24 protein-coding genes are annotated in these 26,592 nt (G+C 69.4%); 8 read left to right on the top strand and 16 right to left on the bottom strand.

Annotated features, from left to right (window positions below):
- Positions 1-174: 174 nt before the first annotated feature.
- The 6 genes from AB3X07_RS13125 to AB3X07_RS13150 all read right to left on the bottom strand — a co-directional run bounded on the left by AB3X07_RS13125 (position 175) and on the right by AB3X07_RS13150 (position 8,529).
- The gene (locus tag AB3X07_RS13125) at positions 175-1,776 is read right to left on the bottom strand and encodes a phage tail sheath family protein (protein WP_369939040.1); all 1,602 of its coding nucleotides are present in this window, start codon (positions 1,774-1,776) and stop codon (positions 175-177) included.
- Between the two features lie 417 nt (positions 1,777-2,193).
- Positions 2,194-3,225, bottom strand: coding sequence for a tetraacyldisaccharide 4'-kinase (lpxK, locus tag AB3X07_RS13130; RefSeq protein WP_369939041.1), 1,032 nt, complete (start codon positions 3,223-3,225; stop codon positions 2,194-2,196).
- Positions 3,222-4,994, bottom strand: coding sequence for a lipid A export permease/ATP-binding protein MsbA (gene msbA, locus AB3X07_RS13135; protein WP_369939042.1), 1,773 nt, complete (start codon positions 4,992-4,994; stop codon positions 3,222-3,224). The genes lpxK and msbA overlap by 4 nt, the downstream gene beginning before the upstream one ends.
- Positions 4,991-5,428 (bottom strand): ExbD/TolR family protein, encoded by a 438-nt coding sequence (locus AB3X07_RS13140; protein ID WP_369939043.1) that lies wholly within the window; start codon positions 5,426-5,428, stop codon positions 4,991-4,993. Before AB3X07_RS13140 ends, msbA begins: the two co-directional genes overlap by 4 nt.
- Positions 5,429-5,432: 4 nt before the next feature.
- Positions 5,433-6,104: a MotA/TolQ/ExbB proton channel family protein gene (locus AB3X07_RS13145; RefSeq protein ID WP_369944756.1), complete on the bottom strand. Its 672-nt coding sequence runs from the start codon at positions 6,102-6,104 to the stop codon at positions 5,433-5,435.
- Entirely contained in the window at positions 5,998-8,529 is a 2,532-nt protein-coding gene (locus tag AB3X07_RS13150) for a DNA internalization-related competence protein ComEC/Rec2 (RefSeq protein WP_369939044.1), read from the bottom strand. The genes AB3X07_RS13145 and AB3X07_RS13150 overlap by 107 nt, the downstream gene beginning before the upstream one ends.
- Positions 8,530-8,881: 352 nt before the next feature.
- On the opposite strand from AB3X07_RS13150, the gene AB3X07_RS13155 reads away from it, so the two are divergent.
- Both AB3X07_RS13155 and AB3X07_RS13160 read left to right on the top strand, forming a co-directional pair.
- Positions 8,882-9,946, top strand: coding sequence for an SDR family oxidoreductase (locus AB3X07_RS13155; RefSeq protein ID WP_369939045.1), 1,065 nt, complete (start codon positions 8,882-8,884; stop codon positions 9,944-9,946).
- A 509-nt stretch (positions 9,947-10,455) separates the two neighbouring features.
- Positions 10,456-11,379 carry an IS110 family transposase gene (locus AB3X07_RS13160; protein WP_369939046.1) on the top strand — a complete coding sequence of 308 codons (924 nt, stop codon included), beginning with the start codon at positions 10,456-10,458 and terminating at the stop codon, positions 11,377-11,379.
- Positions 11,380-11,529: 150 nt separating this feature from the next.
- Here the strand turns inward: AB3X07_RS13160 and lolD are convergent, their stop codons facing one another.
- From lolD to AB3X07_RS13205, 9 genes are all read right to left on the bottom strand, one after another.
- Positions 11,530-12,240 carry a lipoprotein-releasing ABC transporter ATP-binding protein LolD gene (gene lolD, locus AB3X07_RS13165; RefSeq protein ID WP_369939047.1) on the bottom strand — a complete coding sequence of 237 codons (711 nt, stop codon included), beginning with the start codon at positions 12,238-12,240 and terminating at the stop codon, positions 11,530-11,532.
- 37 nt (positions 12,241-12,277) lie between these two features.
- Positions 12,278-13,522, bottom strand: a complete 1,245-nt coding sequence (locus tag AB3X07_RS13170; protein WP_369939048.1) for a lipoprotein-releasing ABC transporter permease subunit — start codon at positions 13,520-13,522, stop codon at positions 12,278-12,280.
- Positions 13,523-13,546: 24 nt separating this feature from the next.
- On the bottom strand, positions 13,547-14,002 hold the full coding sequence (locus tag AB3X07_RS13175) for a hypothetical protein (RefSeq protein WP_369939049.1): 456 nt from the start codon (positions 14,000-14,002) through the stop codon (positions 13,547-13,549).
- Positions 13,953-14,201: a succinate dehydrogenase assembly factor 2 gene (locus tag AB3X07_RS13180; RefSeq protein ID WP_369944757.1), complete on the bottom strand. Its 249-nt coding sequence runs from the start codon at positions 14,199-14,201 to the stop codon at positions 13,953-13,955. Before AB3X07_RS13180 ends, AB3X07_RS13175 begins: the two co-directional genes overlap by 50 nt.
- Before the next feature lie 130 nt (positions 14,202-14,331).
- Complete coding sequence (locus AB3X07_RS13185) at positions 14,332-15,114, bottom strand: succinate dehydrogenase iron-sulfur subunit (protein ID WP_369939050.1); 783 nt, start codon at positions 15,112-15,114, stop codon at positions 14,332-14,334.
- A 111-nt stretch (positions 15,115-15,225) separates the two neighbouring features.
- The gene (gene sdhA, locus AB3X07_RS13190) at positions 15,226-17,016 is read right to left on the bottom strand and encodes a succinate dehydrogenase flavoprotein subunit (RefSeq protein ID WP_369939051.1); all 1,791 of its coding nucleotides are present in this window, start codon (positions 17,014-17,016) and stop codon (positions 15,226-15,228) included.
- Between the two features lie 29 nt (positions 17,017-17,045).
- Positions 17,046-17,432 (bottom strand): succinate dehydrogenase, hydrophobic membrane anchor protein, encoded by a 387-nt coding sequence (gene sdhD / locus AB3X07_RS13195; protein WP_369939052.1) that lies wholly within the window; start codon positions 17,430-17,432, stop codon positions 17,046-17,048.
- The gene (sdhC, locus tag AB3X07_RS13200; RefSeq protein WP_369939053.1) at positions 17,429-17,821 is read right to left on the bottom strand and encodes a succinate dehydrogenase, cytochrome b556 subunit; all 393 of its coding nucleotides are present in this window, start codon (positions 17,819-17,821) and stop codon (positions 17,429-17,431) included. The genes sdhD and sdhC overlap by 4 nt, the downstream gene beginning before the upstream one ends.
- A 60-nt stretch (positions 17,822-17,881) precedes the next feature.
- Positions 17,882-18,190 carry a DUF1674 domain-containing protein gene (locus AB3X07_RS13205; protein ID WP_369939054.1) on the bottom strand — a complete coding sequence of 103 codons (309 nt, stop codon included), beginning with the start codon at positions 18,188-18,190 and terminating at the stop codon, positions 17,882-17,884.
- Here AB3X07_RS13205 and AB3X07_RS13210 point away from each other — a divergent pair.
- Positions 18,092-18,958, top strand: coding sequence for a YgfZ/GcvT domain-containing protein (locus AB3X07_RS13210; RefSeq protein WP_369939055.1), 867 nt, complete (start codon positions 18,092-18,094; stop codon positions 18,956-18,958). The genes AB3X07_RS13205 and AB3X07_RS13210 overlap by 99 nt on opposite strands.
- A gap of 47 nt (positions 18,959-19,005) precedes the next feature.
- On the opposite strand, the gene AB3X07_RS13215 is transcribed toward AB3X07_RS13210, so the two are convergent.
- Positions 19,006-20,094, bottom strand: a complete 1,089-nt coding sequence (locus AB3X07_RS13215; RefSeq protein WP_369939056.1) for an ABC transporter ATP-binding protein — start codon at positions 20,092-20,094, stop codon at positions 19,006-19,008.
- Positions 20,095-20,527: 433 nt separating this feature from the next.
- On the opposite strand from AB3X07_RS13215, the gene zwf reads away from it, so the two are divergent.
- The 5 genes from zwf to AB3X07_RS13240 all read left to right on the top strand — a co-directional run bounded on the left by zwf (position 20,528) and on the right by AB3X07_RS13240 (position 26,475).
- Positions 20,528-21,964, top strand: coding sequence for a glucose-6-phosphate dehydrogenase (gene zwf / locus AB3X07_RS13220; protein ID WP_369939057.1), 1,437 nt, complete (start codon positions 20,528-20,530; stop codon positions 21,962-21,964).
- Positions 21,961-22,968: a glucokinase gene (gene glk / locus AB3X07_RS13225; protein WP_369939058.1), complete on the top strand. Its 1,008-nt coding sequence runs from the start codon at positions 21,961-21,963 to the stop codon at positions 22,966-22,968. The genes zwf and glk overlap by 4 nt, the downstream gene beginning before the upstream one ends.
- Positions 22,965-23,684: a 6-phosphogluconolactonase gene (pgl, locus tag AB3X07_RS13230; protein WP_369939059.1), complete on the top strand. Its 720-nt coding sequence runs from the start codon at positions 22,965-22,967 to the stop codon at positions 23,682-23,684. The genes glk and pgl overlap by 4 nt, the downstream gene beginning before the upstream one ends.
- Positions 23,685-23,800: 116 nt before the next feature.
- Entirely contained in the window at positions 23,801-25,717 is a 1,917-nt protein-coding gene (gene edd / locus AB3X07_RS13235; protein WP_369939061.1) for a phosphogluconate dehydratase, read from the top strand.
- A 98-nt stretch (positions 25,718-25,815) separates the two neighbouring features.
- On the top strand, positions 25,816-26,475 hold the full coding sequence (locus AB3X07_RS13240) for a bifunctional 4-hydroxy-2-oxoglutarate aldolase/2-dehydro-3-deoxy-phosphogluconate aldolase (protein WP_369939063.1): 660 nt from the start codon (positions 25,816-25,818) through the stop codon (positions 26,473-26,475).
- Positions 26,476-26,592: the final 117 nt, after the last annotated feature.

Raw genomic sequence — 26,592 nt, forward strand, 5'->3', positions numbered from 1 at the left:
GTCCCGCCTGCGCGCCGCCGGGTGCGCGGCTAGGTGTGATCTCTCAGCAGGTTGTTCATCCGGGCCGATCTGGACGATGGGGTTACTAGACCAACCCAGCAGCAGGAGCCCCGAATGAACGTGCATCTGCCAGGCGGGCGAAGTCAGTGCTCGTCATTCTCTCGGACCACGCGTTTACCTTTCGACGGCTGCAGCGGTCGTCAGCACGATAGGCAGGGCAATGAACTCCGTTGGATAGATCGGCGCCAAGCCAATATCGACGTAGAGCCGGCCCTGCGCCTGTGCCTCCGCCGGATTGTTGGAGGCGTTGCAGATCACATTGAACGCTTCGCTCGGGTTTGATCCGACCAATGCGCCCTCCCGCCATAGCGAGGTCAGGAATGCGTTGATCTCGCGGCTGACTGCTGCCCACAGCATCGAGTCACTTTTCTCGAACACCGTCCATTGATGGCTGATTTTCAGGCTTTGCTCGATATGGATGAACAGACGGCGGACAAGAACATACGTCCAGTCGCTTTCCAACGAGAGCGTGCGCGCGCCATACACGACGTAGGCGTCGAGGAATTTTCGCAGCGCATTGATGCCATTTGGATTGAGTTCGTTTTGCTCGGCATCGCCCACTCTCGTCTCCAGATCGACAACCGTCCGCATCGCGCCATTATGGATGCCTGCCGGAGATGTCCACACGCCGTTCTCGGCATCGCTGCGGACATAGCAGGCCAATACAGGACCTGAGGGCGGCATCGGCACCTTGCCGTTGTCGAAGGGACTGCGAATCCAGACCCACGGGTAGTACAGGGCGCCGTAGCTGGAGTTCAGCGGCTCGGCATGTGGGGTGCCGACCTTGAATGCCAGCACATTCTGTATGTCCAGCCCGTAGGGCGGGTCGACCACATGGAACGTGATGGCCTGCTGCTCGCATTGCAGCAACGTCTGTCGCGCCCTCTGGCGCTGCTGTGCGATATCGCTATTGCCGGCGCTGTCGGCCATGCCGACCGTATCCGGGGTGGCCAGTAGGCCGATGCCCTGTATCTCCTTCAGCGTCTCCAGACCCGCCTGGAACGCCAACGTTCCATCATGGCCGCCGGCCAACGGGCTTGGCGGTGCGCCGACGCTGGTTGCGCGCCCGCTGGCCGGCACCCCGACACGGACGAACATCGACTGACTGTTGATGCGCTGTTGTGATTCCGGACCAAGATCCGCCAACTCAGTGAAGCTTTCCAGGATGTAATAAAGACAGTCGCCGAGCGTGACCTGCGCCAGTTGGTTGTGGTTCGCGTAGGCGCCAAGCAACTGTCTAGACAATCGCGCGGTCGCATTCGCGCCGGTCTCGTGGACGCGCGATGCGGGCAGAAGCACCTGCAAGTTCAATCGCAGCGGCTGCGCCGCGTCACCGGCAACGGAGTGACCGCCGCCGCTGTCGGTCAAATAGACGCATAGGCTGTTACCCCAGTCGCCGTTGCTGGCCGCCATCAACGTCGCACCAGCCAGTTCAAGCGTGGCGGGCGTACCGCCGCTGTCCTGCAGACGCACGACATGACATCGCTCGCCGCCTTCCTGGAAGAACGCATGCACGGCCCACGCGTTGAATGCTTGCCAGGCCAGGTGACCGAATTCACGGACGTAGGCAGCCCAACTCTCGATCAGGGTCGGGGTGTTGAACGCCCCACGTTCGGCCACCCCAACGAAGGCCGGGACGGAGGTCTCGGCGTGCAGGATGGTGCGCGAGGTCGGAATTTCAACGATCGAGACGCCGGGGTACGGAAAGTTCTTCACGATCGGGCTCCTTGGCTGAAGGAAGGCGCTGGTGCGCCACATGTAGTTTCGACCATGCGCGCGATGCCATTGCCGGGGAGCCATTCGGCGCTATCGTTGAGCCTGGCGCTGCGGGGTGCGTCCGAGAGGCTAGATCGTTTCGGTAGGGAATGCGAATCCTGCATCCGTTCCCTCTTCGCGATGCGGTGGGCACGATCGCTGCGAGTGCCCCACCCCGCGCACCAACGGCAACGCCGAGCGACTGGTGCAGCCCCCTGCGCGAATGGGCCTACGCGGGGTCCGACATCACCTCCCAACAGCGCGCCGACGCCTTCCCCGCCCGGGTCCATCACGACAACTGGCAGCGTGCTCACGCCAGCCTCGGATACTACCGCCCATCTCACGTGTCCCAATGAACAACGTACTGGGTTTACACGGCTAGTCGCCAGCCTCGCCCGCGCGACCGCGCAGCTTGTCCAGCCGGTCCAGCAGGCCGATCCAGAACGCCGCCGGCAGTTCGGCCACCAGCGGCACGCTGAAGCACCAGTCGTTGACGAAGGCGGCGCACTTGACTGCATCCTTCTCGGTCATCAGGACCGGCAGCTCGCTGCCGAACGAGAGGTCCGCGGCGCGATAGCGGTGATGGTCCGGAAACGCATGCGGCACCACGCCGATGCCCTGCGCGCGCAGCATGTCGAAGAAGCGCTGCGGATGGGCGATGCCGGCGACGGCGTGCACGCGCTGCCCGGCGAAGCTGCGCAGCGGCCGCGTGCGGCCGCCCCGCAGCGGCTGCGCGCTGTCGATGCGCAGGCGCATCGCCCACTCGCCGAAGCCGGCCTGGACCTCGCCGGCGTCGCTGGCCTGGCCCAGGTTGATGACCCGGAAATCGCATTCGCGGCCGCGCTCGACCGGCTCGCGCAGCGGCCCGGCCGGCAGCAGGCGGCCGTTGCCGTAGCGGCGATGGCCGTCGACCACCTCGATCTCGACGTCGCGCTGCAGGCGGTAATGCTGCAGGCCGTCGTCGCAGACCACGATGTCGCAACCGGCCTGCAGCAGCGCGCGCGCGGCGGCGACGCGGTCGCGGTCGACCCGCACCGGCACGCCGGTCTTGTGCGCGATCAGCACCGGCTCGTCGCCGCCCAGTTCCGGCGTGGTGCCCGGCTCGATCCAGCGCGCGACCTTGTCCTGGCTGCGGCCGTAGCCGCGCGAGGCGACGCCGGGGGTCCAGCCGGCCTCCTGCAGCTTGCGCACCAAGGCGATGGTCAGGGGGGTCTTGCCGGTGCCGCCGGCGGTGAGGTTGCCGACCACCACCACCGGCACCGCGACGCTGTGGCGCTTGCGCCAACCGCGTCGGTACAGCGCGCGGCGCAGGCCGATCGCCGCCGCGTACAGCGGGGTCAGCAGCCGCGCATGCAGCGGCGGCGTGCCATGGCCGTACCAGTAGCCAGGCGTGTGCGGGCCGCGACTCATCCGCCCTGCCTTTCGCGGAACTGCATGCTGTGCAGATGCGCGTACAGGCCGCCCTGCGCGAGCAGCGCCTGGTGGGTGCCGCGCTCGACGATGCGGCCGTTGTCCATCACCAGCACCTGGTCGGCGTGTTCGATGGTGGACAGGCGGTGCGCGATGACCAGGGTGGTGCGCTCGGGCATCAGCCGCTGCAGCGCGTCCTGCACCAGGCGCTCGGATTCGTTGTCCAGCGCCGCGGTGGCCTCGTCGAGGATCAGGATCGGCGCATCCTTGAGCATCGCCCGGGCGATCGCCAGGCGCTGGCGCTGGCCGCCCGAGAGACGTCCGCCCTTGGCCCCGACCTGCGCCTGCAGGCCGTCCGGCAGGTGCTCGACGAACTCCATCGCGTTGGCGTCGGCGATCGCCTGGCGCAGTCGCGCCGCGTCGGCCTCGCGCATCTCGCCGTAGGCCACGTTCTCGGCGATGGTGCCGTCGAACAGCATCACCTGCTGGCCGACCAGGGCGATCTGCCGGCGCAGGTCGTCCAGGCGATAGTCCTGCAACGGCTGGCCATCGAGCAGGATCTGCCCGGATTGCGGGTCGTAGAAGCGCGGGATCAGCTTGACCAGGCTCGACTTGCCGCTGCCGGAGCGGCCGACGATGGCGGTGACGGTGCCGGGTTCGGCGACGAAGCTGACCTCGGCCAGCGCCGGCCGCGCCTGCCCCGGGTAGGCGGCGGTGACCTCACGGAACTCGATCCGGCCCTGCGCGCGCTCGATGCGGCGGGTGCCGCTGTCCTGTTCCTCGGGCGCATCCAGCACCACGAACAGCCGCTGCGCCGAGGCCACGCCCCGCTGCAGCATGTTCTGCACATTGGTGAGGTTCTTCAGCGCCGGGATGATCGCCATCATCGCGGTCATCAGCGAGACGAACTCGCCGGCGGTCAGGCGTCCGGCCAGGGCCTCGTGGCCGGCCATCAGCAGCAGCACGGCCAGGCCGATCGCACCCAGCAGCTGCACCGCCGCCGAGGAGATGCCGCGGGTGGATTCGACCTTCATCGCCAGACGCAGATTGGTGTCGGCCAACTGCCGGTAGCGCTCCATCTCGCTGGCGCGCGCGCCGTACACCTTGACCTCCTGGTTGCCGGACAACGCCTGCTCGGCGGTCTGCATCAAATCCGCGTTGCTCTCCTGGATACGGTGGCTGACCCGCCGGTAGCGCTTGGCGACGCGATCCATGACCCACGACAGCGGCGGCGCCACCAACAGGATGGTCACGGTCACGCTCCAGCTATACCAGAGCATCACCGCCAGCGCGCCGACGATCTGCAGCGTCTGCTGCACCATCACCTTCATCGCATCGACCGCGGCCTGCGCCACCTGGTCGCTGTCCGACCCCAGCCGCACCAGCATCGAGGCCACCGGCTCGGCATCGAAACGGCTGCCCGGCAGGCGCAAGTACTTGTCCAGCACGTTGACCCGGAAATCGCGGGCGATGCTGCGCGCCGCGCGGCCCATCGACATGTCGGTGATGTAGCCGGCGATACCGCGCAGCACGAACAGGCCCACGATCTGCAGCGGCAGCCACATCGCCACCTCGCGGTTGCGGGCGATGAAGGTCTCGTCGGTGATCGGCTTCATCAGCGCCAGGAAGCCGGAACCGGCCAGCGCCTCCAGCAGCGCGCCGACCGCGGCGATCAGCAGCAGGCCGCGATAGCCGCCGGCATAGGACAACAAACGGCGATAGGTCCGCCAGGGCGAATCCTGGACGGGCACGTCGGTGGGTACGTTCACTTGGAGCTTCCGTCCCTGTTGACTTCGGGAGCAGTGGCGATGGCGATGCGGCGGAACCCGAGCTGGCCCAGCGCGTCCTGCGCGGTGACCACCGCCTGGTAGGGCGTGCGCGCGTCGGCGCGCAGCAGCACCGGCTGCTCGCGGTCGTCGCCGGCGACCTGCGCGATGCTGCGCTTGACCGATTCCACGTCGGTACGCAGCACTTCCTGATCGTTGACGAAATAGCGCCCGTCGGCGTTCACCAGCACGCTCAGCGCGCGCGGCGGCGACGGGGTGTGCTGGTCGCTGGCGTTGGGCAACTGCAGTTGCAAGGTGGAGCGCGCATCGAACGTGGTGGTCACGACGAAGAAGATGATCAGCACCAGGATGACGTCGATCAAGGGCACCAGGTCGATATGGGGCTCGTCCTGGCCGCGGTCGTCGCGGATCCGCATCGGCTCAGCCCTTGGCCGGCGCGGTGGCGCCCGCCGCCGCGGCCGCGCGCGACGGCACCTGCGTCCCGGGACGGCCGTGGCCGTCGAGGACATCGCTCAGGGCGGTGGCTTCCTGCTCCATCTCGATGACGTAGCCGGCGATGCGGCCCTTGAAGTAGCGATGGAAGACCAAGGCCGGCACCGCGATGATCATGCCGGTGGCGGTGCACACCAGCGCCTTGCCGATGCCGCCAGCGAGCTGGTTCACGTCGCCGACGCCGTGGTCGAGGATGCCCAGGAACATCTGGATCATGCCGACCACGGTGCCGAGCAGGCCGAGCAGCGGGCCGGCCGAGGCCACCGTGCCCAACGCGTTCAGGAACCGCTCCATGCGGTGCACCACGTGGCGACCGGTATCCTCGATGCGCTCGCGGACGATCTCGCGCGGCCGGTTGCGCACGTCCAGCCCGGCGGCGAGCAACGCACCCAGCGGCGAGTTGTGCCGCAGCGATTCGATGTGGGTCTGGTCCAGCTTGCCGCGCGTGGCCCAGTTGCGCACTTCCTGGCCCAGCCCCGGCGGCAACACCTCGCTACGGCGCAGGCTCCAGAACCGCTCCAGGATGATCGCCAGCGCGACCACGCCCAACAGCAGCAACGGCACCATCGGCCAGCCACCGGCCTTGACCAGTTCCCACACGTCGCAACCCTCCGGCACGCTCGGCCGTTCGTTCACTGGCCGATAGGATAGCAGCCGCCCGCGCCCGCTCCGCGGCGTCCCACAGGCGCGCGCGCCAGGGCCGCCGTTCGCGCAGCTGCAGGCCGGCCTGCCCCAGCCAGACCCGCAGCGCGCCGCCATGCGGGGTGGTCGCGACCTCGGCCCCCGCCGCCTGCCAGCGCGCCACCACCGCCGGCCGCGGATGGCCGAAGCGGTTGCCCTCGCCCGCCGAGATCAAGACCAGCCGCGCACCGGTGGCGGCGACGAAGGCGGCCTGCGAGGAATGCGCGCTGCCGTGGTGCGGCGCCAGCACCACCTCGGCGCGCAGGTCCTGCGGCGCCTGGCGCAGCAGCCGGTCCTCGATGACGTCGCCGACGTCGCCGGTGAGCAGCATCGCGCCATGTGCGCTCTCCACCCGCAGCACGCAACTGGACTCGTTGTCGAGGTAGGGGAATCCGCGCGCCGGATGCAGGAAGCGGAACCGCACCCCGTCCCATTCCCAGCCCGCGCCCGCCTCGCATGGCCGGTCCACCCGCAACGGCGCGCCGGCCGGCGCCTGCGCCAGGCCGATCGGCAGCGCCGCGCGGACCGCCTCGAAGCCGCCGGCGTGGTCGTTGTCGCCGTGGCTGATCACCGCCCGGTCCAGGCGTGCCACGCCGAGCGCGTGCAGCGCCGGCACCACCGCGCGCTCGCCGGCGTCGTAGCCGTCCTTGATCGCCGGCCCGGCATCGAACAGCACCTGGTGCCGCGCAGTGCGCACCAGGACCGACAGGCCCTGGCCGACGTCGATCATCACCAGCTCCACCTCGCCCGCCGCCGGGCGCTCCAACGGCGGCCAGAACAACGGCAGCCACAGCAGCGCCGCCAGCGGCTTGCCCGGCACCGCGCGCGGCAGCAGCAGCCAGAACGCGCCCAGCATGGCCAGCGGCAACGCCCAGTCGCGCGCCTCCGGCAGCCACCACAGCGCGAAACGGCTCTCGCCCAAGGTCGCGAACAGCGGCCAGGACAGGTCGAAGCAGGCAGCCGCCGCGCGCCACGCCCAGGTCCCGGCCCCCGCGTGCAGCGCCTCCAGCGCCGTGCCCAGCAGCGCCAGCGGCACCACCACCAGGCTCCACCAGGGAATGGCCAGCAGATTGGCGAGCGGCCCGGCCGCCGACGCCTGCCCGAACAGCATCGTGCTCAGCGGCAGCAAGCCCAGCGTCGCCACGCCCTGCGCCGTCAGGAACTCGCGCAGTTTTCCGCGCCAGCCGCTGCCGGCGACCGGCATGCACCAGGCCAGCCAGGCCACGCCGAGGAAACTCAGCCAGAAGCCCGGCGCGAGCACCGCCAACGGATCGAAGGCCAGCATGGCGATCGCTGCAAGCGCCAAGGCATCCACCACCCGGACAGGACGCCGCCATAGCCGCGCGACCACCACCACCGCGATCATCAGCAGGGTGCGCACGGTCGGCAGGGCCATTCCCGACAGCACCGTGTAGCCACCGGCGCCGAGCACCGCCAGTACTGCCGCCGCCTGGCGGCGCGGCCATCGCCGCCCGAGACGCGGCCAGCATCGCCACAGACCACCGCCGAGCAGCGCGAAGGCACCGGCGACCAAGCCGACGTGGAAGCCGGAGATCGCGATCAGGTGGGTCAGCCCGGCGGCACGCAGGATGCGCCAGTCGCGGTCGTCCAGCATGCGCGTGTCGCCGAGCGCCAGCGCCTGCACGTAGCGCGCCGACACGCTCGGTACCGCCGCCGCGATCCGCGCCGATAGCCGTTCGCGCCAGGCGTCGACGCCCTGTCCCGCCGCCAGTTCAATGGCGTCGGCCGGCGCGGTCACGTAGCCGCTGGCGCTGATCCGCTGCGCCAGTGCATACGCTTCGGCATCGAACCCGCCCGGATTGCTGAGCCCGCGCGGCGCGCGCAGGCGCAGGCTCAGGCGCCAGCGCGCGCCGGCATGCAGCGCCGTGCGCGGACCAGGCGCCTGCGCGCCGAAATCGTCGTACCAGGCCAGTTGCAGCAGGCGCCCGCGCAGCGGTGCCGGCTGCGCGGCATCGGCATCCACCCGGAACAGGAAGCGGGTGCGCCGCACCTCGGCCTGCGGCAGTTCCACCACCTGCCCGCTCACGGTCGCCACGCGCTTCTCCCACTCGGCGGGCAATTGGCGCGCGAGTACCATGCCGGCGACCAGGCCGAGCCACCCGCAGCCCACGGCGAACGCGCCCAGCCAGCGCCAGCGCGGCAGGCCGAGATACACCGCGAAGCCACCGAGCAGCAGCGCCAACGACAATGGCCAGGGCGCCAGCCGCGGCAGCCACAGTGCCGCCAGCACGCCGGCGGCGAGGCTGGCGGCCACGGCGATGCCGAACGGGGCGACCGCGCTGACGCCCGTCGGCGCGGACGTCGATGCGGACGCTGACGCCACGGCCGCATGACCATCGGCGGATCCGGAACACTGCTGCATGCGATCGCCGCTCCTTGGCATGGGGGGCACCGGTGCGACGCGACCTATCCGCGCTCAGTTGCAGGCAGCGCGCCTGGCGCGACGACGTCACTGACACCGTATCGCCAGCCTCGCGTACCGACGGTCCGCGCGCTATCGGTCAAGCCCCGCGCCGCGGGTAGGAATTCGCCGCTGTCGCCGAACTGATGCAAGGCGAGCGACATTCGGCCTCGGCAACCGCTTCATGACTACTCCACCCCACCCGGGCGGCTTCGCTGCACGTTCATCGGCCCGCGACTACGGTGCGGTGTTTGGTCGCAAAGGAAATCCGCGCATGCGCAAGGGCACCGCACTGGTGGTCGGGGTCACCGGCATCTCCGGCTACAACCTGGCGAACGTGCTCGTCGCCGATGGCTGGACCGTGTACGGCCTGGCACGCCGGCCGCTTGCGCAGGAGGGCGTGATTCCGGTCGCGGCCGACCTGCTCGACCGCCAGGCGACCGTGGCCGCATTGCGCAGGCTGCCGATCACCCACGTGTTCTTCTGCACCTGGACGCGGCGCGACACCGAGAAGGAAAACGTCGCCGCCAACGGCGCGATGCTGCGCCACCTGCGCGAGGGTCTGGACGGCGCGGCGCTGCAGCACATGGCGCTGGTCACCGGCACCAAACACTATCTGGGCTCGTTCGAGCACTACGGCACCGGCAAGGCGGAGACGCCATTCCGCGAAAGCGAGCCGCGCCAGCCGGGCGAGAATTTCTACTACACGCTGGAAGACCTGCTGTTCGACGCCGCCGCGCGCCACGGCTTCGGCTGGAGCGTGCATCGCTCGCACACCATGATCGGCCAGGCCAACGGCAGCAATGCGATGAACATGGGCGTGACCCTGGCGGTGTATGCGACGCTGTGCAAGCACATTGGGCAGCCGTTCGTGTTCCCAGGCTCGCGCGCGCAGTGGGACAGCCTCACCGACCTCACCGACGCCGGCCTGCTCGGCCGCCAGCTGGCCTGGGCCGCGACCAGTCCGGCCGCGCGCAACCAGGCCTTCAACACCGTCAACGGCGACGTGTTCCGCTGGCGCTGGATGTGGGCCGAGATCGCCGCGTTCTTCGGCCTGGAGGCGGCGCCGTATCCGGATGCGCCGATGCCGCTGCAACCGCGCCTGCAGCACACCGCGCCGGCGCTGTGGCGCGAGATCGCCGAGCGCCATGGGCTGGTGCAGGCGGACGTGGACCAGTTGGCGTCTTGGTGGCATACCGACGCCGACCTCGGCCGCGAGATCGAGTGCGTGAACGACATGACCAAGAGTCGCGACCTCGGTTTCCTCGGCTACTACGACAGCCGCGCCTCGTTCCTGGAACTGTTCGCGCGGCTGCGCGCGCAGCGGGTGATTCCCTGACGGTCGCAGAGTCGCAGCATCGGCTGTTTAGCTGCTGCCGCTGCGAGAGCGGCGGCGCGGGATTGCCGAATTGATGGGATTTTAGGGTCTTCGTCCGGTGGGTCTGGGAGCGACTTCGGTCGCGACGAGCGAAGCATTGGAGGTGCCGCGACCGAACCGCGTCGGGACTGAAGTCTCTCCCACAGTCCGCCGCTCTCGCTGTGGGAGCGACTCCGCGTGGCTTCGGCCCATCGGCCACCGGTTGTTCCATGACCGGACAAACTCCGGCTCCGTTCGTCGCGGCTGAAGCCGCTTGTGTCTTATTAGGCTCTATCGTTATAGGTGAGAGCGGAGTGCGGCAGGCCGTTTAGCCGCAGTGCCAAACGAGCACGAGTAGGAGTCAGTGCCGCCGCACTCCGTTTCTCCTGCCTGACAAGCCCGAACAGTTGCCCGAGCCACGAACTCGAACTCCACAAGCGTGGGCATTGGCAGGAGCGCTCTCGTCCTTGAGTCTACTGCGGAGAACGTCTATGCGGCGCTTTGTCGGGATCGATGTTGCCAAGGCCGAACTGGTCATTCATGTTCTGCCGGACCACGTGGCCTGGACCCAGCCCAACACGCTGCAAGGACGGCGTGAGTTGGTCCAGCGTCTGTCCACGATGGCTTGTGAGCGGATCGTGTTGGAAGCCAGTGGCGGCTATGAGACGGCGGTGCTGCGGGCTCTGCGCCAGGCCGACCTGCCGGCGGTGCGCATGTCTGCCAAGCGCCCGCGTGCGTTGGCCAACGCCCTAGGCCTGCATGCCAAGACCGACGCCCTGGACGCGCGGCTGCTGGCCATCGCGGCTGAGCACATCCCGACCACGCCTACGACCGTGCTGCCAGAGCACCTGCAGCAGCTACGCGAACTGCTCGACCTGCGCACCACCGTGGTCGGCCAGCGCGATGCCCATCGGCGCCGCCTGGATCACATCACCAGTCCCGACGTGCGCCACCAGTGCGAGTTGGTCATCGCCCTGCTGAATCAACAGATCCGGGCCCTGGATCGGCAGGTCGAGCAACAGACCAGAACATGTTCGACCCTGCCCAAGGTCCCAGGGGTCGGAGCGATCCTGCGCGCCACCCTGGCCGCACGGCTGCCGGAACTGGGAACGCTGCCGCCGCGCAAGCTCGCCGCCCTGGTCGGGCTGGCCCCGTTCAATCGCGACAGCGGCGGCTGGAACGGTCAACGCCGCATCACAGGCGGGCGCGCTGACGTGCGACGGGTCCTGTACATGGCCACATGGGCCTCCATCCGCGCAGGGTCGCCCCTGGCCAACACCTACGCGCGCCTGAAGGCTGCAGGCAAACCGTCCAAGGTCGCCATCGTCGCTTGCATGCACAAGTTCCTGCGCTGGCTCAATGCCATCGCACGCGATCAGACCTCCTACGCGCCCCCGGTCATCGCTGCTGCATGACAGTTAACTCCTACAGGGGGCGGCTGGGTGCACTGTAGGAGCGGCTTCAGCCGCGACCGATCGCCGGGGCCATCATGGTTCCGGGATGCATTGGTCGCGGCTGGGGGCCGCGGCCATCCGGGCACGCGTCCCACGCCGGCACGCACGCCGCTACACGTCGGCCGGCGCCAGTTCGCGCAGCCGGCCCTGGTGCAGTTCCAGCACGCGGTCCAGCTTGCGCGCCAGGCCGCGGTCGTGGGTGACCAGGGCCAGGCTGGTGCCGTGCGCGCGATTGAGCTCGAGCATCAGCGCGAACACGTTGGCCGCGGTCTTGTCGTCGAGGTTGCCGGTGGGCTCGTCGCCGAGCACGCAGGCCGGACGATTGACCAGCGCGCGCGCCACCGCCGCACGCTGGCGTTCGCCGCCGGACAGCTCGCCCGGCTTGTGTTCCAGGCGATGGCCCAGCCCAACCGACTCCAGCAAGGCGCGCGCGCGCGCCTCGGCGTCCTTGACCACCGCGCCGCCCAGCAGCACCGGCATCATCACGTTCTCCAGCGCGGTGAACTCCGGCAGCAGGTGATGGAACTGGTAGACGAAGCCGAGCGAGCGATTGCGCAACCGCCCGCGCGCCGCATCCGACAACGCCGACATGCGCTGCCCGGCCACGTAGACCTCGCCCGCGGTCGGCACGTCGAGCCCGCCGAGCAGGTGCAGCAGCGTGCTCTTGCCGGCGCCGGAGGCGCCGACGATGGCCACGGTTTCGCCCGGCGCCACGCTCAGGTCCAGCCCGTCGAACACGGGCGTGCGCATCTTGCCTTCGGCGTAGGTCTTGCCCAGGCCTTCGGCCCGAATCGCCGCGTCCGCGTGCTGTTGCTTCTGCATTCCCGATTCCCGATTCCCGATTCCCACTTCCCGGCCCTCATTCATAACGCAGCGCCTCCGCCGGTTGCGTGCGCGCCGCGCGCCAGGCCGGATACAGCGTGGCCAGGAAACTCATCAGCAACGCGACGATGGTGATGACGACCACGTCGTGCGGCTGCATGTCGGTGGGCAGGCCGGTGATGTAGTACACGTCTTCCGGCAGCAGCTTGATGTTGAACAGCGCCTCGATGCCGGCCAGGATCCGCTCCAGGTTCAAGGTGAGCACGATGCCGCCGATCACGCCGGCGACGGTGCCGATCACGCCGATCAGCGTGCCCTGCACCATGAACACCTGCATCACCCCGCCCGGGCTCAAGCCCAACGTGCGCAGGATGGCGATGTCGGCCTGCTTGTCGGTGACCAGCATCACCTGCGAAGACACCAGGTTGAAGGCGCCCATCGCGATGATCAGCGACAGCAGGATGCCCATCACCGTCTTCTCCATCTTCAGCGACTGGTAGAGGTTGGCGTTCTCGCGGGTCCAGTCGCTGACCATGTACGGGCCATGCAGGTTCAGCGCCAGGTCGCGCGCCACGTCCCAGGCCAGGTCCATGTTGTGCAGCTTCAGGCGCACGCCGGTGACGCCGTCGCCCATGCGCAGTACGCGTTGCATGTCCGGCATGCTGGTCACCGCCAGGCCGCGGTCGATCTCGTTGTAGCCGGCCTCGAAGATGCCGCTGACGGTGAAACGCTTGTAGCGCGGCACCATGCCCATCGGGCTGGCCTGCGGCTCGCCGAGCATCACCACGACCTTGTCGCCCACGCCCACGCCCAGCCACAGCGCCAGTTCCTGGCCGAGCAGGATGTTGTAGGAACCCGGGGTGAGGCTGTCGATCGAGCCCTGCTTCATCTTCTGCGCCAGCACCGAGACCTTGGCTTCCTCGTTGGGCAGGATGCCGCGCACGATCGCCGGCTGGTTGCGCTGGCCGGTGAGCAGCGCTTCCTCCTCGACGTAGGGCGCGGCGCCGGCGACGCGCGGATCGCGGGTGGCCACGTCCACCGCGTGCTGCCAGTTCTCCATCGGCGCGCCCTGCGCGCTGACCGTGGCGTGCGCCGCCATCTGCAGCAGGCGGTCGCGGATTTCCTTCTGGAAGCCGCTCATCACCGCCAGGGTGGTGATCAGCACGGTCACGCCCAGGGCGATGCCGAGGATCGAGGCCATCGAGATGAAGGAGATGAAGTTGTTGCGGCGCTTGGCGCGCAGGTAGCGCAGGCCGATCGCCACGGGTAAGGGTTTGAACATGCGCAGCCACCGTCCTGAGGAGCGCTATGGTGCCATTTGCGGCGGCGCAGACGAAGCGGCGCGGGCCTGAGCGGCCAGACGCAGTTCACGTCGTGCCGGCGGCGGCAACGTGTCCGGCCACCATGCCAGGCGCGCCGTGCGGCCCTGCGCATCGCGCCAGCGCACGAACGCCAGCGGCCCGCGCCAGTGCACCTGCAGATCCTGCAGCGGCTGCCCGTCCAGGCTCGCCGCCACGGCGCCCTGCGGTGGCAGCAGCAGCACGCGCGGCGCGCGGCGCGCTTCGCGCCGCAGCAGCAGCGCCGCGTACAGCGCGGCCAGCGCCGCGACCGGCCAGGCCCAGGGGCGCGGCATGTCCGAGCCCAGCACCGACAGCGGCGCCAGCAGGCTCAGCAGCGCCAGCGCCGCCAGCAGCCAGCGCGAGGGACGCCACTCAAGTCGGCATGGCGCGGATGGAGGCGATGAGATCGGCGGCGGGTGCATCGGGACAGGCCTCGTAGCCCATGAACCAGCGCCACAACTTATCGTCCTCGCAGTCGAGCAGGTATAGGAAAACCCCGCGCTCGGCCTCGGAGGCCTGCGCCCAGCGCCGGTCCAGGTAGCGGCCGAACAACTGGTCCAGTTCGCGCATGCCGCGCCGGCAGCGCCAGCGCAGCTTCTTCAGTTCGGTGGCTTCGTCCAGCATCGCATCGCACCCTGCTTCGTGGACGGACGCCGCGCCGGCGGCCGTCGAAAACGCGCGCGGCACCGAACCCGAAAGCCGGTGCCGCGCAGTCGGACGGGCACGCCGTCCGTCGTGGAACGCTCGCCGATCAGGCGCGGCGCGCCATCATCAGCTTCTTGATCTCGGCGATCGCCAGCGCCGGGTTCAGCCCCTTCGGGCAGGTCCGCGCGCAGTTCATGATGGTGTGGCAGCGGTACAGCTTGAACGGATCCTCCAGGTCGTCCAGGCGCGCACCGGTGTCCTCGTCGCGCGAGTCGATGATCCAGCGGTAGGCCTGCAGCAGGATCGCCGGGCCCAGGTAGCGCTCGCCGTTCCACCAGTAGCTCGGGCAGCTGGTCGAGCAGCAGGCGCACAGGATGCACTCGTACAGGCCGTCGAGCTTCTTGCGGTCCTCCGGCGACTGCAGCCGCTCGCGGTCCGGCGGCGGCGGGGTCTGGGTGCGGATCCACGGCTTGATCGAGGCGTACTGCGCGTAGAAGTGGGTCAGATCCGGCACCAGATCCTTGATCACGCTCATGTGCGGCAGCGGATAGATCGGCACTTCCTTCTTGCCGCAGTCGCTGATCGCCTTGGTGCAGGCCAGCGTGTTGGTGCCGTCGATGTTCATCGCGCACGACCCGCAGATGCCTTCGCGGCACGAGCGGCGGAAGGTCAGAGTCGGATCGATTTCGTTCTTGATCTTGATCAGCGCGTCCAGGACCATCGGGCCGCAGCTGTCGAGATCGATCTCGTAGGTGTCGGTGCGCGGATTGCTGTCGTCGTCCGGATTCCACCGGTAGACCTTGAAGGTCCGCACGTTCTTCGCGCCCTTGGCGGGAAAGTGCTTGCCCTTGCCGATCTTGGAATTCTTGGGGAGGGTGAACTCTGCCATGGCTTTAAAATCCGGGAATGGGGATTGGGGAATGGGGAATGGGAAGCAGGAGCGAAGAGCGTATGCGCTGGTTTCGATTCCCGATTCCCTACTCCCGTTTCCCGGCTGTGGTCAGTAGACGCGCGGCTTCGGCGGCACCACGTCCACGTCCTTGCTGAGCGTGTACATGTGCACCGGGCGGTAGTCGAAGCTGCACTGGCCCTTGTCGTCGACGGTGACCAGCGTGTGCTTCTGCCAGTTGACGTCGTCGCGGTCGGGGAAATCCTCGTGGGCGTGCGCGCCGCGGCTTTCCTTGCGCTGCTCGGCCGAGTTGATCGTCGCCACCGCGTTGAGCAGCAGGTTGTTCAGCTCGTAGGTCTCGATCAGGTCCGAATTCCACACCAGCGAACGGTCGGAGACCTTCACGTCCTGGAAGCTGGCGAAGATCTCCGCCATCTTGTCCACGCCTTCCTTCAGCGTCTTGCTGGTGCGGAACACCGCCGCGTCCGACTGCATGGTGCGCTGCATCTTGTCGCGGATCACCGAGGTCGGCGTGCCGCCATTGGAGTTGCGCAGCTTGTCCAGCAGACCCAGCGCCTTGTCGCAGGCGTCGCCTGGCAGGGTCTTGTGCGGGGCGCCGGTCTTGATCGTCTGGGCACAGCGGTTGGCCACCGCGCGGCCGAACACCACCAGATCCAGCAGCGAGTTGGACCCCAGGCGGTTGGCGCCGTGCACCGACACGCAGGCGGCCTCGCCGATCGCGTACAGGCCGGGCACCACCGCATCGGGGTTGTCGCCGTCCTTGCGCACCACTTCGCCGTGGTAGTTGGTGGGGATGCCGCCCATGTTGTAGTGCACGGTCGGGATCACCGGGATCGGCTGCTTGGCCACATCGACGCCGGCGAAGATGTGCGCGCTCTCGGCGATGCCGGGCAGCTTCTCGTTGATCACTTCCGGGCCGAGGTGGGTCAGGTCGAGCAGGATGTGGTCCTTGTGCTCGCCGACGCCGCGGCCTTCGCGGATCTCGATGGTCATCGAGCGCGACACCACGTCGCGCGAGGCCAGATCCTTGTAATGCGGTGCGTAGCGCTCCATGAAGCGCTCGCCGTTGCTGTTGCGCAGGATGCCGCCTTCGCCGCGCACGCCCTCGGTGATCAGGCAGCCGGCGCCGTAGATGCCGGTGGGGTGGAACTGCACGAACTCCATGTCCTGCATCGGCAGGCCGGCGCGCATCACCAGGCCGCCGCCGTCGCCGGTGCAGGTATGCGCGGAGGTGGCGCTGAAGTAGGCGCGGCCGTAGCCGCCGGTGGCCAGCACCACGCCGTGGGCGCGGAACAGGTGCAGCGAGCCTTCGGCCATGTCCAGCGCGAGCACGCCGCGGCACACGCCTTCCTCGTCGAAGATCAGGTCGAGCGCGAAGTACTCGATCATGAAGCGTGCGTTGTGCGCCAGCGACTGCTGGTACAGCGTGTGCAGCATGGCGTGGCCGGTACGGTCGGCGGCGGCGCAGGTGCGCTGCGCGGACGGGCCTTCGCCGTACTTGGTGGTCATGCCGCCGAACGGACGCTGGTAGATCTTGCCGTCCTCGGTGCGGCTGAACGGCACGCCGTAGTGCTCCAGCTCGATGATCGCGGGAATGGCCTCGCGGCACATGTACTCGATCGCGTCCTGGTCGCCCAGCCAGTCCGAGCCCTTGATGGTGTCGTAGAAGTGGTAGCGCCAGTCGTCCTCGCCCATGTTGCCGAGCGCGGCGGAGATGCCGCCCTGCGCGGCCACGGTGTGCGAACGGGTCGGGAAGACCTTGGTCAGGCAGACCGTCTGCAGGCCCTTCTGGGCCAGGCCGAAGGTCGCGCGCAGGCCGGCGCCGCCGGCGCCGACCACGACCATGTCGTACTTGTGTTCGGTGATCTTGTAAGCGGACATCTAATTTGAATTCCTGTTCCGGGCGCCGATCAGGCGCTGCCCAGCGCGATGCGGGCGACCGCGAATACACCGACGATCGCACCGAGCACGGCGACGAACTTCACCGTGGTCTGCAGCGCCAGGGCCAGCAACGAGTTGTGCACGTAGTCTTCGAGGATCACCTGCAGGCCGATCTGCGCATGCCAGAACATCGCGATCAGGAAGCCGACCAGCAGCACCGCGTTCCACGGCTTGGCCACGGCCTCGGTGGCGGTGACGTAGTCGGCGCCGAGCAGGCTCAGCACGAACACCAGGAACCAGATGGTCAGGCCGACCAAGGCGGTGGCGGTGAGCCGCTGCAGCACGAAGTGCTCGGTGCCGGACTTGGCGGCGCCGAGGCCGCGCACATTCTTCAATGGGGTGCGGTAGCGGTTCATGCGGCGGCTCCGGTCAGGACGTAGGCCCAGATCAGCGCGACGATGATCAGGCTGCCGATCACCGACAGCCAGCTGCTGCGCACGAAGGCGGGAATGCTGAAGCCGTGGCCGAAGTCCTGCACGATGTGGCGCAGGCCATTGCACAGGTGGTAGGCGAAGGCCCAGCTCCAGGCGAACAGGAACAGTTGGCCGTACCAGGCGCCGGCCATGTCGCGGAAGCAGTTCCAGGAGGCCGGGCCGAGCATCAGCACCAGCAGCGCGGCCGCAATGATCAGGGCACCGACCGACAGGATGATGCCGGTGGCTCGATGCAGGATCGAGGTGGCCATCTGGATCTGCCAGCGATAGACCTGCAGATGAGGGGACAGGGGACGTTCGCGCGTAGCCATTCGCTGGGCTCGTTGTCTCGGCTGGGCGGCGTGCTTAAGGCCGCGTTGGCTCAAAGCTGCTCAGAAATCGATGCAGCGTCCGTTTTTCTCCCAGTCGCCGTAGCGCGTCGGCTCGAGGCCGCCGCGTCCGCCGATCTCCCGCGGCGCAGGCTCGGTCTGCGGAGGGGTGTCCTCGGCGGGCCGCTGCGTTTCGGGATCGGACTCGGGTGTGGGGGTTGGTTGGCCTATCATGCGGGTCTCACAACTCGTCAATTTTAGTCCTCCCCTCTCGTGCCTGACAACCTGAATCTGGAATCCGGCGGTTTTTCCGCCCTGCCACACCTGCAATACGTCGCCCTGCGCGGCCCGGATGCAGTGGCCTTCGCCCATGCCCAGTTCGCCAACGACGTGCAGGCGCTGGCGCTGGGCCAGTGGCAGTGGAACGCCTGGCTGACCGCCAAGGGCCGGGTGATCGCGGTGTTCGCGCTGCTGCGCCAGGCCGACGATGCGCTACTGATGCTGCTGCCCGATGGCGATGCCGCCGACCTGGCGGCGGCGCTGGGCCGCTTCGTGTTCCGGCGCAAGCTGCGCGTCACCGTCGAGGACACGCTGCAGGCGTCCGGGCGGTTGAGCCTACCGGACCAGGCCCGGGGCGCGGCGTCGGCGCACGATGAGGCCGGCGTGATCGAACTGGACATGAGTGGCGACGGGCTGCCGCGCACGCTGCGCCTGGCGGCGGCGTCGGACCCGCCCGCCGCCGACCCGGCGCTGGCGGCGGCCTGGCGCGAGGCCGACCTGCGCCTGGGCCTGGCCCGGCTGGAGCCGGCGCAGCGCGAGCAATGGACGCCGCAGCAACTGGGCCTGGACCGGCTGCATGCCTTCAGCGTCAAGAAGGGCTGCTATCCCGGCCAGGAAATCGTCGCCCGCACCCATTTCCTGGGCAAGGCCAAGCGCGCGGTGCAACTGCTGGACCTGGACGGCACCGCCGCGGCCGGCGCGCCGGTCCTGCGCGAGGACCAGCCGTTCGGCAGCGTGGTCAGCGTCGCCGGGCGCCTGGCGCTGGCGGTGCTGCCACTGGAAGACACGCCGCCGAGCGGCCTGAGCATCGACGGCCACGCCGCGCACTGGCAGCCACTGGCCGACGGCCTGGCGCGCTGAGCGCGCCTGCGCCTCGCCTCACCGCGATTGCGATTCCCGAATCCCGATTACCGGCTCTCCAGCCGCTCGCCGCTCTCCGCATCGAAGAAATGCAGTGCGTCGCCGCGCACCGCCACCCGCAGCCGCTCGCCCAGGCCAGGCAGCGCGCGCGGCGCCACCCGCATCACCAACGGCTGCCCGGCATGGCTGAGATTGACGAAGATCTCGTTGCCGACCGGCTCGATCACCTCGATGGTGGCCTCGAACCCGCCCTGCCCGTCCTCGCTGGGCTGCAGGTGCTCCGGACGCACGCCGACCGCGATCTGCCGGCCCAGCCACTGCGGCACGACGTGGGCGCCATGCAACGGTACGCGCGCGCCGCCGGCCAATTGCAGTTGCAGGCCGCCGTCCTCGACCAGTTGTCCCTGCAGCACGTTCATCGCCGGGCTGCCGAGGAAGCCGGCCACGAACAGATTGGCCGGACGGTCGTACAACGCCATCGGCGTGTCGATCTGCTGGATCCGCCCGTCCTTGAGCACCACGATGCGTTGGCCCAGGGTCATCGCCTCGACCTGGTCGTGGGTGACGTAGATCATGGTGGTACCGAGCTTGCGGTGCAGTTGCGCGATCTCGGTGCGCACCGAATGGCGCAGCTTGGCATCCAGGTTGGACAGCGGCTCGTCGAGCAGGAACACCGCCGGCTCGCGCACCAGCGCGCGGCCCAGCGCCACGCGCTGGCGCTGGCCGCCGGACATCGCCCGCGGCAGCTTGTCCAGCATCGGGGTCAGGCCCAGCGTCTCGGCGGCGGCGGCGACGCGGCTGGCGATGACCTCCTTGCTCTCGCCGCGCAGCTTCAGCCCGAACGCCAGGTTCTCGGCCACGGTCATGTGCGGGTACAGCGCGTAGCTCTGGAACACCATCGCGATGTCGCGGTCCTTCGGCGCCACGTCGTTGACCACGCGCTCGCCGATGCGCAGCTCGCCGCCGCTGATCTCCTCCAGGCCGGCGATCATCCGCAGCAGCGTGGACTTGCCGCAGCCCGAGGGCCCGACCAGCACCATCAGCTCGCCATCGGCCACTTCGAAGCTGGCCCCGTGCACGGCGACCTGGCCGTTGTCGTAGACCTTGCGGATGTTGTCCAGTTGTACTTTCGCCATGGTGCGGTATCCGATTTCCGGCAGGAGAGACGGGCTGCCGCCGGTCCCTCCCGATGGCAGTGCATACGAATGCGGTTCGCATCGTGCCAGCGACACAGGCAACAATGGGAGCGCAATGCGGTATTCTGCCATGTAACCGTTTTCACGGGGCAACATCGACGCCTGGGAGGGCGCTGCGATCCGCCGGCCACCGCCGCCCACGGCGCGCGTGGAGCACCGGACTGATGCTTGAGGCATCGGACAGGTATGCTCAGAGGTCTGGCCGTCGTATTCATCTCCGGCTCGTACGGTCCCGCTAGGCGGTCACACCGCTTCGCCCCGCATGCGCCGCAGGACGGATACCGACAGGCCCGGCCCCGCAGCTCCACAACGCCACGTCACTACTAGCCCCCAGGTGATCGACGAAATGTCACCCGAAACCGAAAACCGGTCGATGCACGATACGTTCCTGCTGTTTGGCGCCACCGGCGATCTGGCCCAGCGCTACCTGTTCCCGTCCCTGCTGCGCATGCTCGACGACGGCTTCCTGCCGGAGAACTTCCGCATCCGCGCGCTGGCGCTGTCGCCGCACGACACCGCCAAGTTCCACGAGATCCTCAAGCCGCGCCTGCAGGCGGCGATGCCGCAGGTCAGCGAGGCGGTGATCCAGTCGCTGCTGGACCGCACCGACTACCGTTCGGTGGACCTGCGCAACGCCGAGTCGGTGGCCGAGGCGGTGCGCGAGCTGACCTCGCGCCGCTGCGTGAGCTACCTGGCGATCCCGCCGGGGCTGTACATCAGCACTTGCCAGGGCCTGGCCTTGGGCGGAGCGCTGGCCGCGCCGCACCGGCTGATGCTGGAGAAGCCGATCGGCCACGATTCGGAGAGCGCGCGCGAGATCGTGCAGGCCATCGGCGCGCTGATCGACGAGGACCGCGTGTTCCGCCTGGACCATTACCTGGGCAAGGCCGCGGTGCAGAACCTGATCGCGCTGCGCTTCGGCAACACCCTGCTGGAAGCGGTGTGGAACCGCAACTACATCGAGTCGGTGGAGATCCTGGTCGCCGAGAGCGAGGGCGTGGACGGGCGCGACGCCTACTACGCCCGCTCCGGCGCGCTGCGCGACATGGTCCAGAGCCACATCCTGCAGCTGCTGTGCCTGGTGGCGATGGAACCGCCGGCCTCGCTGGAGGCCGACCGCATCCGCGACGAGAAGGTCAAGGTGCTGCGCGCGCTGCGGCCGCTGAGCGCCGAGCACGCCGCGCGCGACAGCGTGCGCGGGCGCTACACCGCCGGCAGCATCAACGGCCAGCCGGCGCAGGCCTACCAGCCGCCGGAAGGCAGCGACGTGGAGACCTTCGTCGGCGTCACCGCCTACATCGACAACTGGCGCTGGGCCGGGGTGCCGTTCCGGCTGTGCACCGGCAAGCGCCTGGCCGAACGCACCACGCGCATCGTGGTCACGCTCAAGCCGGTCACCCACTGGCTGTTCGAGCGCCCCGACGCGCGGCACGTGGCGCCGAACCGGCTGACCTTCCAACTGCAGCCGCAGGAGAACATCGAACTGGGCCTGATGAGCAGCCTGGCCGGCCCGGAATGGGGCGCGCTGGAGCTGCAGCCGCTGGAACTGGAGCTGTCGGTCCCGACCGGCCTGCACCGCCGCATCGCCTACGAACGGCTGATGCTCGATGCGCTCAACGGCAACCACGCGCTGTTCGTGCGCGACGACGAGGTGCGCGCGGCCTGGGCCTGGATCGACAGCGTCAGCGATGCCTGGGCGCAGGCGCAACTGCCGCTGCAGCCCTACCCTGCCGGCAGTTGGGGGCCGAAGGACGCCGAACGCTACGTGTCCGCCGACGACGCCAGCGCCGTGCACCGGGACGCGCCATGAGCGCGCCGCTGCGCCCGGTGCTGGTCGCCGACATCGGCGGCACCAACGCACGCTTCGCGCTCGCCGACCTCGGCGCGTCCACGCCGCTGCTCGACGACAGCACGCAGACCTTCGCGGTGGTGGACTTCCCGTCGCTGGGCGACGCGGCCCGCTACTACCTGCAGCAGACCGGGGTGGAAGCGCGCAGCGGCGTGTTCGCCGTGGCCGGGCGCGTGGACGGCGACGAGGCGCGGATCACCAACCATCCGTGGGTGATCTCGCGCTCGCGCACCCGCGCCATGCTCGGCTTCGACGACCTGCACCTGATCAACGACTTCGCCGCGCAGGCGATGGCGATCAGCCTGCTGCAGCCGCAGGACGTGGTCCAGGTCGGCGGCGCCGCGTGGCAGCCGGCGCCGGTCGCGCTGCCGCGCAACTACGCGGTGATCGGCCCGGGCACCGGCCTGGGCGTGGGCGGCCTGCTGATCCGCGGCGGCCGCTGCTATCCACTGGAGACCGAGGGCGGCCATGTCAGCTTCCCGCCGGGCACGCCGGAGGAAATCCGCATTCTTGAACTGCTGTCGCAGCAGTTCGGTCGCGTCTCCAACGAACGCCTGATCTGCGGCCCCGGCCTGGTCAACATCCACCGCGCGCTGAGCGAGATCGCCGGCGACGATCCCGGCCCGCTGCAGCCGGAGGACATCACCGCCCGCGCCGCGCAGGGCGACTACCGCGCGATGCGCACCATCGACGTGTTCTGCGCGGTGTTCGGCGCCATCGCCGGCGATCTGGTGCTGGTCCAGGGCGCCTGGGACGGCGTGTTCCTGACCGGCGGGCTGGTGCCGAAGATGCTCGATGCGATCCAGCATTCCGGCTTCCGCCAGCGCTTCGAGCACAAGGGCCGGTTTTCGTCGATCATGGCGCGGGTGCCGTCGCTGGCGGTGGTCCACCCGCGCCCCGGCCTGCTCGGCGCCGCCGCCTACGCGGTGGATGCCGAGCGCGAATCTCCAGGAGTCGTCGCATGAGCCCCACGTTGTCCGATCGCATCACCCTGGTCCGTTACGACGATCCCGACGAATGGATCGACGCAGCCGCGGCCGAGATCGGCGCGGCGTTGCGCACGGAGATCCAGCAGCGCGGCGCAGCGCGCCTGCTGCTGTCCGGCGGTACCACCCCGGCGCCGGTGTACCAGGCGCTGGCCGAACTGCCGCTGGATTGGTCGAAGCTGGAGGTGGGCCTGGTCGACGAGCGCTGGCTGTCGCCGCAGGACAGCGATAGCAACGCCTATCTGGTCCGGCAGAGCTTCCTGGAGCGCGCCGAGGGCGCGCGTTTCGAGCCGCTGGTGCGGGTCGGCAAGCCGCTGCAGGACTGCGTGCATGCGGCCAACGTGCACGCGCAACACGCGCCGGCCGCATGCATGGCGGTGCTGGGCATGGGCGGCGACGGCCACACCGCGTCGCTGTTCCCCGGCGCCACCGACCTGGGCAAGGCGCTGGCCAATCCGCTGCCCTACGCCGCGCTCGACGCCACCGGCTGCCCCGGCGCCAACACCTGGCCGCTGCGCATCACCCTGACGCCGGCCGGCCTGGCGCCGATCGGCCAGCGCATGCTGCTGCTGCGCGGCAAGCAGAAGCTCGAGGTGCTCGAACGCGCGCTGGCCGGCAATGATGCCCACGAGTACCCGATCCGCGTCGCATTCGACACGCCCGGTGCGCGCTTGCGCGTGCATTGGTGCGAGTGAGGCCGGGAGTGGGGAGTCGGGATTGGGGATTCGCAACGGCCGCGCGCTGACGCATTCCCGCTCTTCCGATTCCCCATTCTCCATTCCCGATTCCCCCTTCATAGCCCCTTCCGCCAATGAGCCTGCATCCGACCCTCCACGCGATCACCGAACGCATCCGCGAGCGCAGCGCGCCGTCGCGGCGCGCCTACCTGGCCGGCATCGACGCCGCATTGCGCGACGGCCCGTTCCGCGCCCGCCTGAGCTGCGGCAACCTGGCGCACGGCTTCGCCGCCTGCGGCCCGACCGACAAGAGCCGGCTGGAAGGCGGGATCACCCCCAACCTGGGCATCGTCACCGCCTATAACGACATGCTCTCGGCGCACCAGCCGTTCGAACACTATCCGGAGATGATCCGCAGCACCGCGCGCGCGCTCGGCGCCACCGCGCAGGTCGCCGGCGGCGTGCCGGCGATGTGCGACGGCGTGACCCAGGGCCGCCCGGGCATGGAACTGTCGCTGTTCTCGCGCGACGTGATCGCCCAGGCCACCGCGATCGGCCTCAGCCACGACATGTTCGACAGCACGATCTACCTGGGCGTGTGCGACAAGATCGTGCCCGGCCTGCTGATCGGCGCGCTGGCCTTCGGCCACCTGCCGGCGGTGTTCGTGCCGGCCGGGCCGATGACCCCGGGCATCCCCAACAAGCAGAAGGCCGAGGTGCGCGAGCGCTATGCCGCCGGCCAGGCCACGCGCGAGGAACTGCTGGCCGCCGAGTCGGCCTCCTACCACGCGCCCGGCACCTGCACCTTCTACGGCACCGCCAACTCCAACCAGGTGCTGCTGGAAGCGATGGGCGTGCAACTGCCCGGCGCCTCCTTCGTCAATCCGGGCACGCCGCTGCGCGATGCGCTGACCCAGGAAGCCACCGAGCGCGCGCTGCGCATCACCGCGCTGGGCAGCGACTTCCGTCCGCTCGGCCGGCTGATCGACGAACGCGCGATCGTCAACGCCGCGGTCGCGCTGATGGCCACCGGCGGTTCCACCAACCACACCATCCACTGGGTGGCGGTGGCGCGCGCGGCCGGCATCGTGCTGACCTGGGACGACCTGGACGCGCTGTCGCAGCTGGTGCCGCTGCTGACCCGCGTATATCCCAACGGCGAAGCCGACGTGAACCATTTCGCCGCGGCCGGCGGCATCGGCTTCGTGTTCCGCGAACTGATGGACGCCGGGCTGATGCACGACGACCTGCCCACCATCGTGCCCGGCGGCATGCGCGCCTACGGCGACGAGCCGTGCGTGCAGAACGGCGCGCTGGCCTACGTGCCGAGCCCGGCCAAGAGCGCCGACGAGACCGTGGTGCGCCCGGCCTCCAACCCGTTCGAGGCGCAGGGCGGGCTGCGCCTGCTGCGCGGCAACCTCGGCAAGTCGCTGATCAAGCTGTCGGCGGTGAAGCCGCAGTTCCGCACCATCGAGGCGCCGGCGGTGGTCATCGACGCGCCGCAGGCCCTCAACAAGTTGCATGCCGCCGGCGTGCTGCCGCAGGACTTCGTGGTGGTGCTGCGCTACCAGGGGCCGCGCGCCAACGGCATGCCGGAACTGCATTCGCTGGCGCCGCTGCTGGGCCTGCTGCAGAACCAGGGCCGGCGCGTGGCGCTGGTCACCGACGGGCGCCTGTCCGGCGCCTCGGGCAAGTTCCCGGCGGCGATCCACGTGACCCCGGAAGCGGCGCGCGGCGGCCCGATCGCGCGCGTGCGCGAAGGCGACATCGTGCGCCTGGATGGCGAGGCCGGCACCCTGGAAGTGCTGGTGGAGGCCGCCGAATGGGCGGCGCGCGCGCTGGCGCCGAACACCTCCCCGGCCGCGCACGACATCGGCCGCAACCTGTTCGCGATCAATCGCCGCGTGGTCGGCCCCGCCGACCAGGGCGCGATGTCGATCTCCTGCGGCCCGCCGGCCGCCGACGGCGACGTGTGGGACTACGACGCCGAGTACGACCTGGGCCGCAGCGCCGAGGCCGCGGCCGCGCCGCACGAGGAAAAGGACGCATAACCCGACCGCGGCGCGACGGCGCGGAGTGCGCCCTCGCCTCGCCCCGCGCTGGCCGATTGCGGCCAGCGCCCTGCCATCATCGCGAACCCGAGACCGTCATGACGATTGCCGAACACCAGACCACCGCCGAAACCCTGCTGCGCGCCGCCGGCATCCTGCCGGTGGTGACCGTCCACAGCCTGGACGAGGCGCGCCGCGTCTCCGCCGCCCTGCTCGACGGCGGTCTGCCCGCGATCGAGCTGACCTTGCGCACGCCGGTGGCGATGGAGGCGCTGGCGATGCTCAAGCGCGAACTGCCGGACATCAAGATCGGCGCCGGCACCGTGCTCACCGAGACCCAGCTGCAGCAGTCCATCGACGCCGGCGCCGACTTCATCGTCACCCCCGGCACGCCGCCGGCGCTGGCCGACGCGCTGGCGCGGGCGCCGCTGCCGGTGGTGCCGGGCGCCGCCACCCCGACCGAATTGCTGGCGCTGATGGCGCGCGGCTTCCGCGTGTGCAAGCTGTTCCCGGCCACCGCGGTCGGCGGCCTGGCGATGCTCAAGGGCCTGGCCGGTCCGCTGGCCGACCTCAAGCTGTGCCCCACCGGCGGCATCGGCGAGAGCACCGCCGCCGAGTACCTGGCGCAGCCGAACGTGGTCTGCATCGGCGGCTCGTGGATGGTGCCCAAGGACTGGCTGGCCAACGGCGAGTGGGACAAGGTGCGCGAGAGCGCGGCGAAGGCGGCGGCGATTGTGGCGGCGGCGCGGAGCGCCTAGCTGGGAATGGGGAATGGGGAATCGTTAAAGCCAGAACCCCGGCTCTCATAACCCAAAACTCCAGAAACAAAAAAGCGCCGGCATGCCGGCGCTTTTTCTTTTGCTGTTGCGATTCCC

It is taken from the genome of Xanthomonas sp. DAR 35659, from assembly GCF_041242975.1.
GTDB classification, from domain to species: Bacteria; Pseudomonadota; Gammaproteobacteria; order Xanthomonadales; family Xanthomonadaceae; genus Xanthomonas_A; species Xanthomonas_A medicagonis.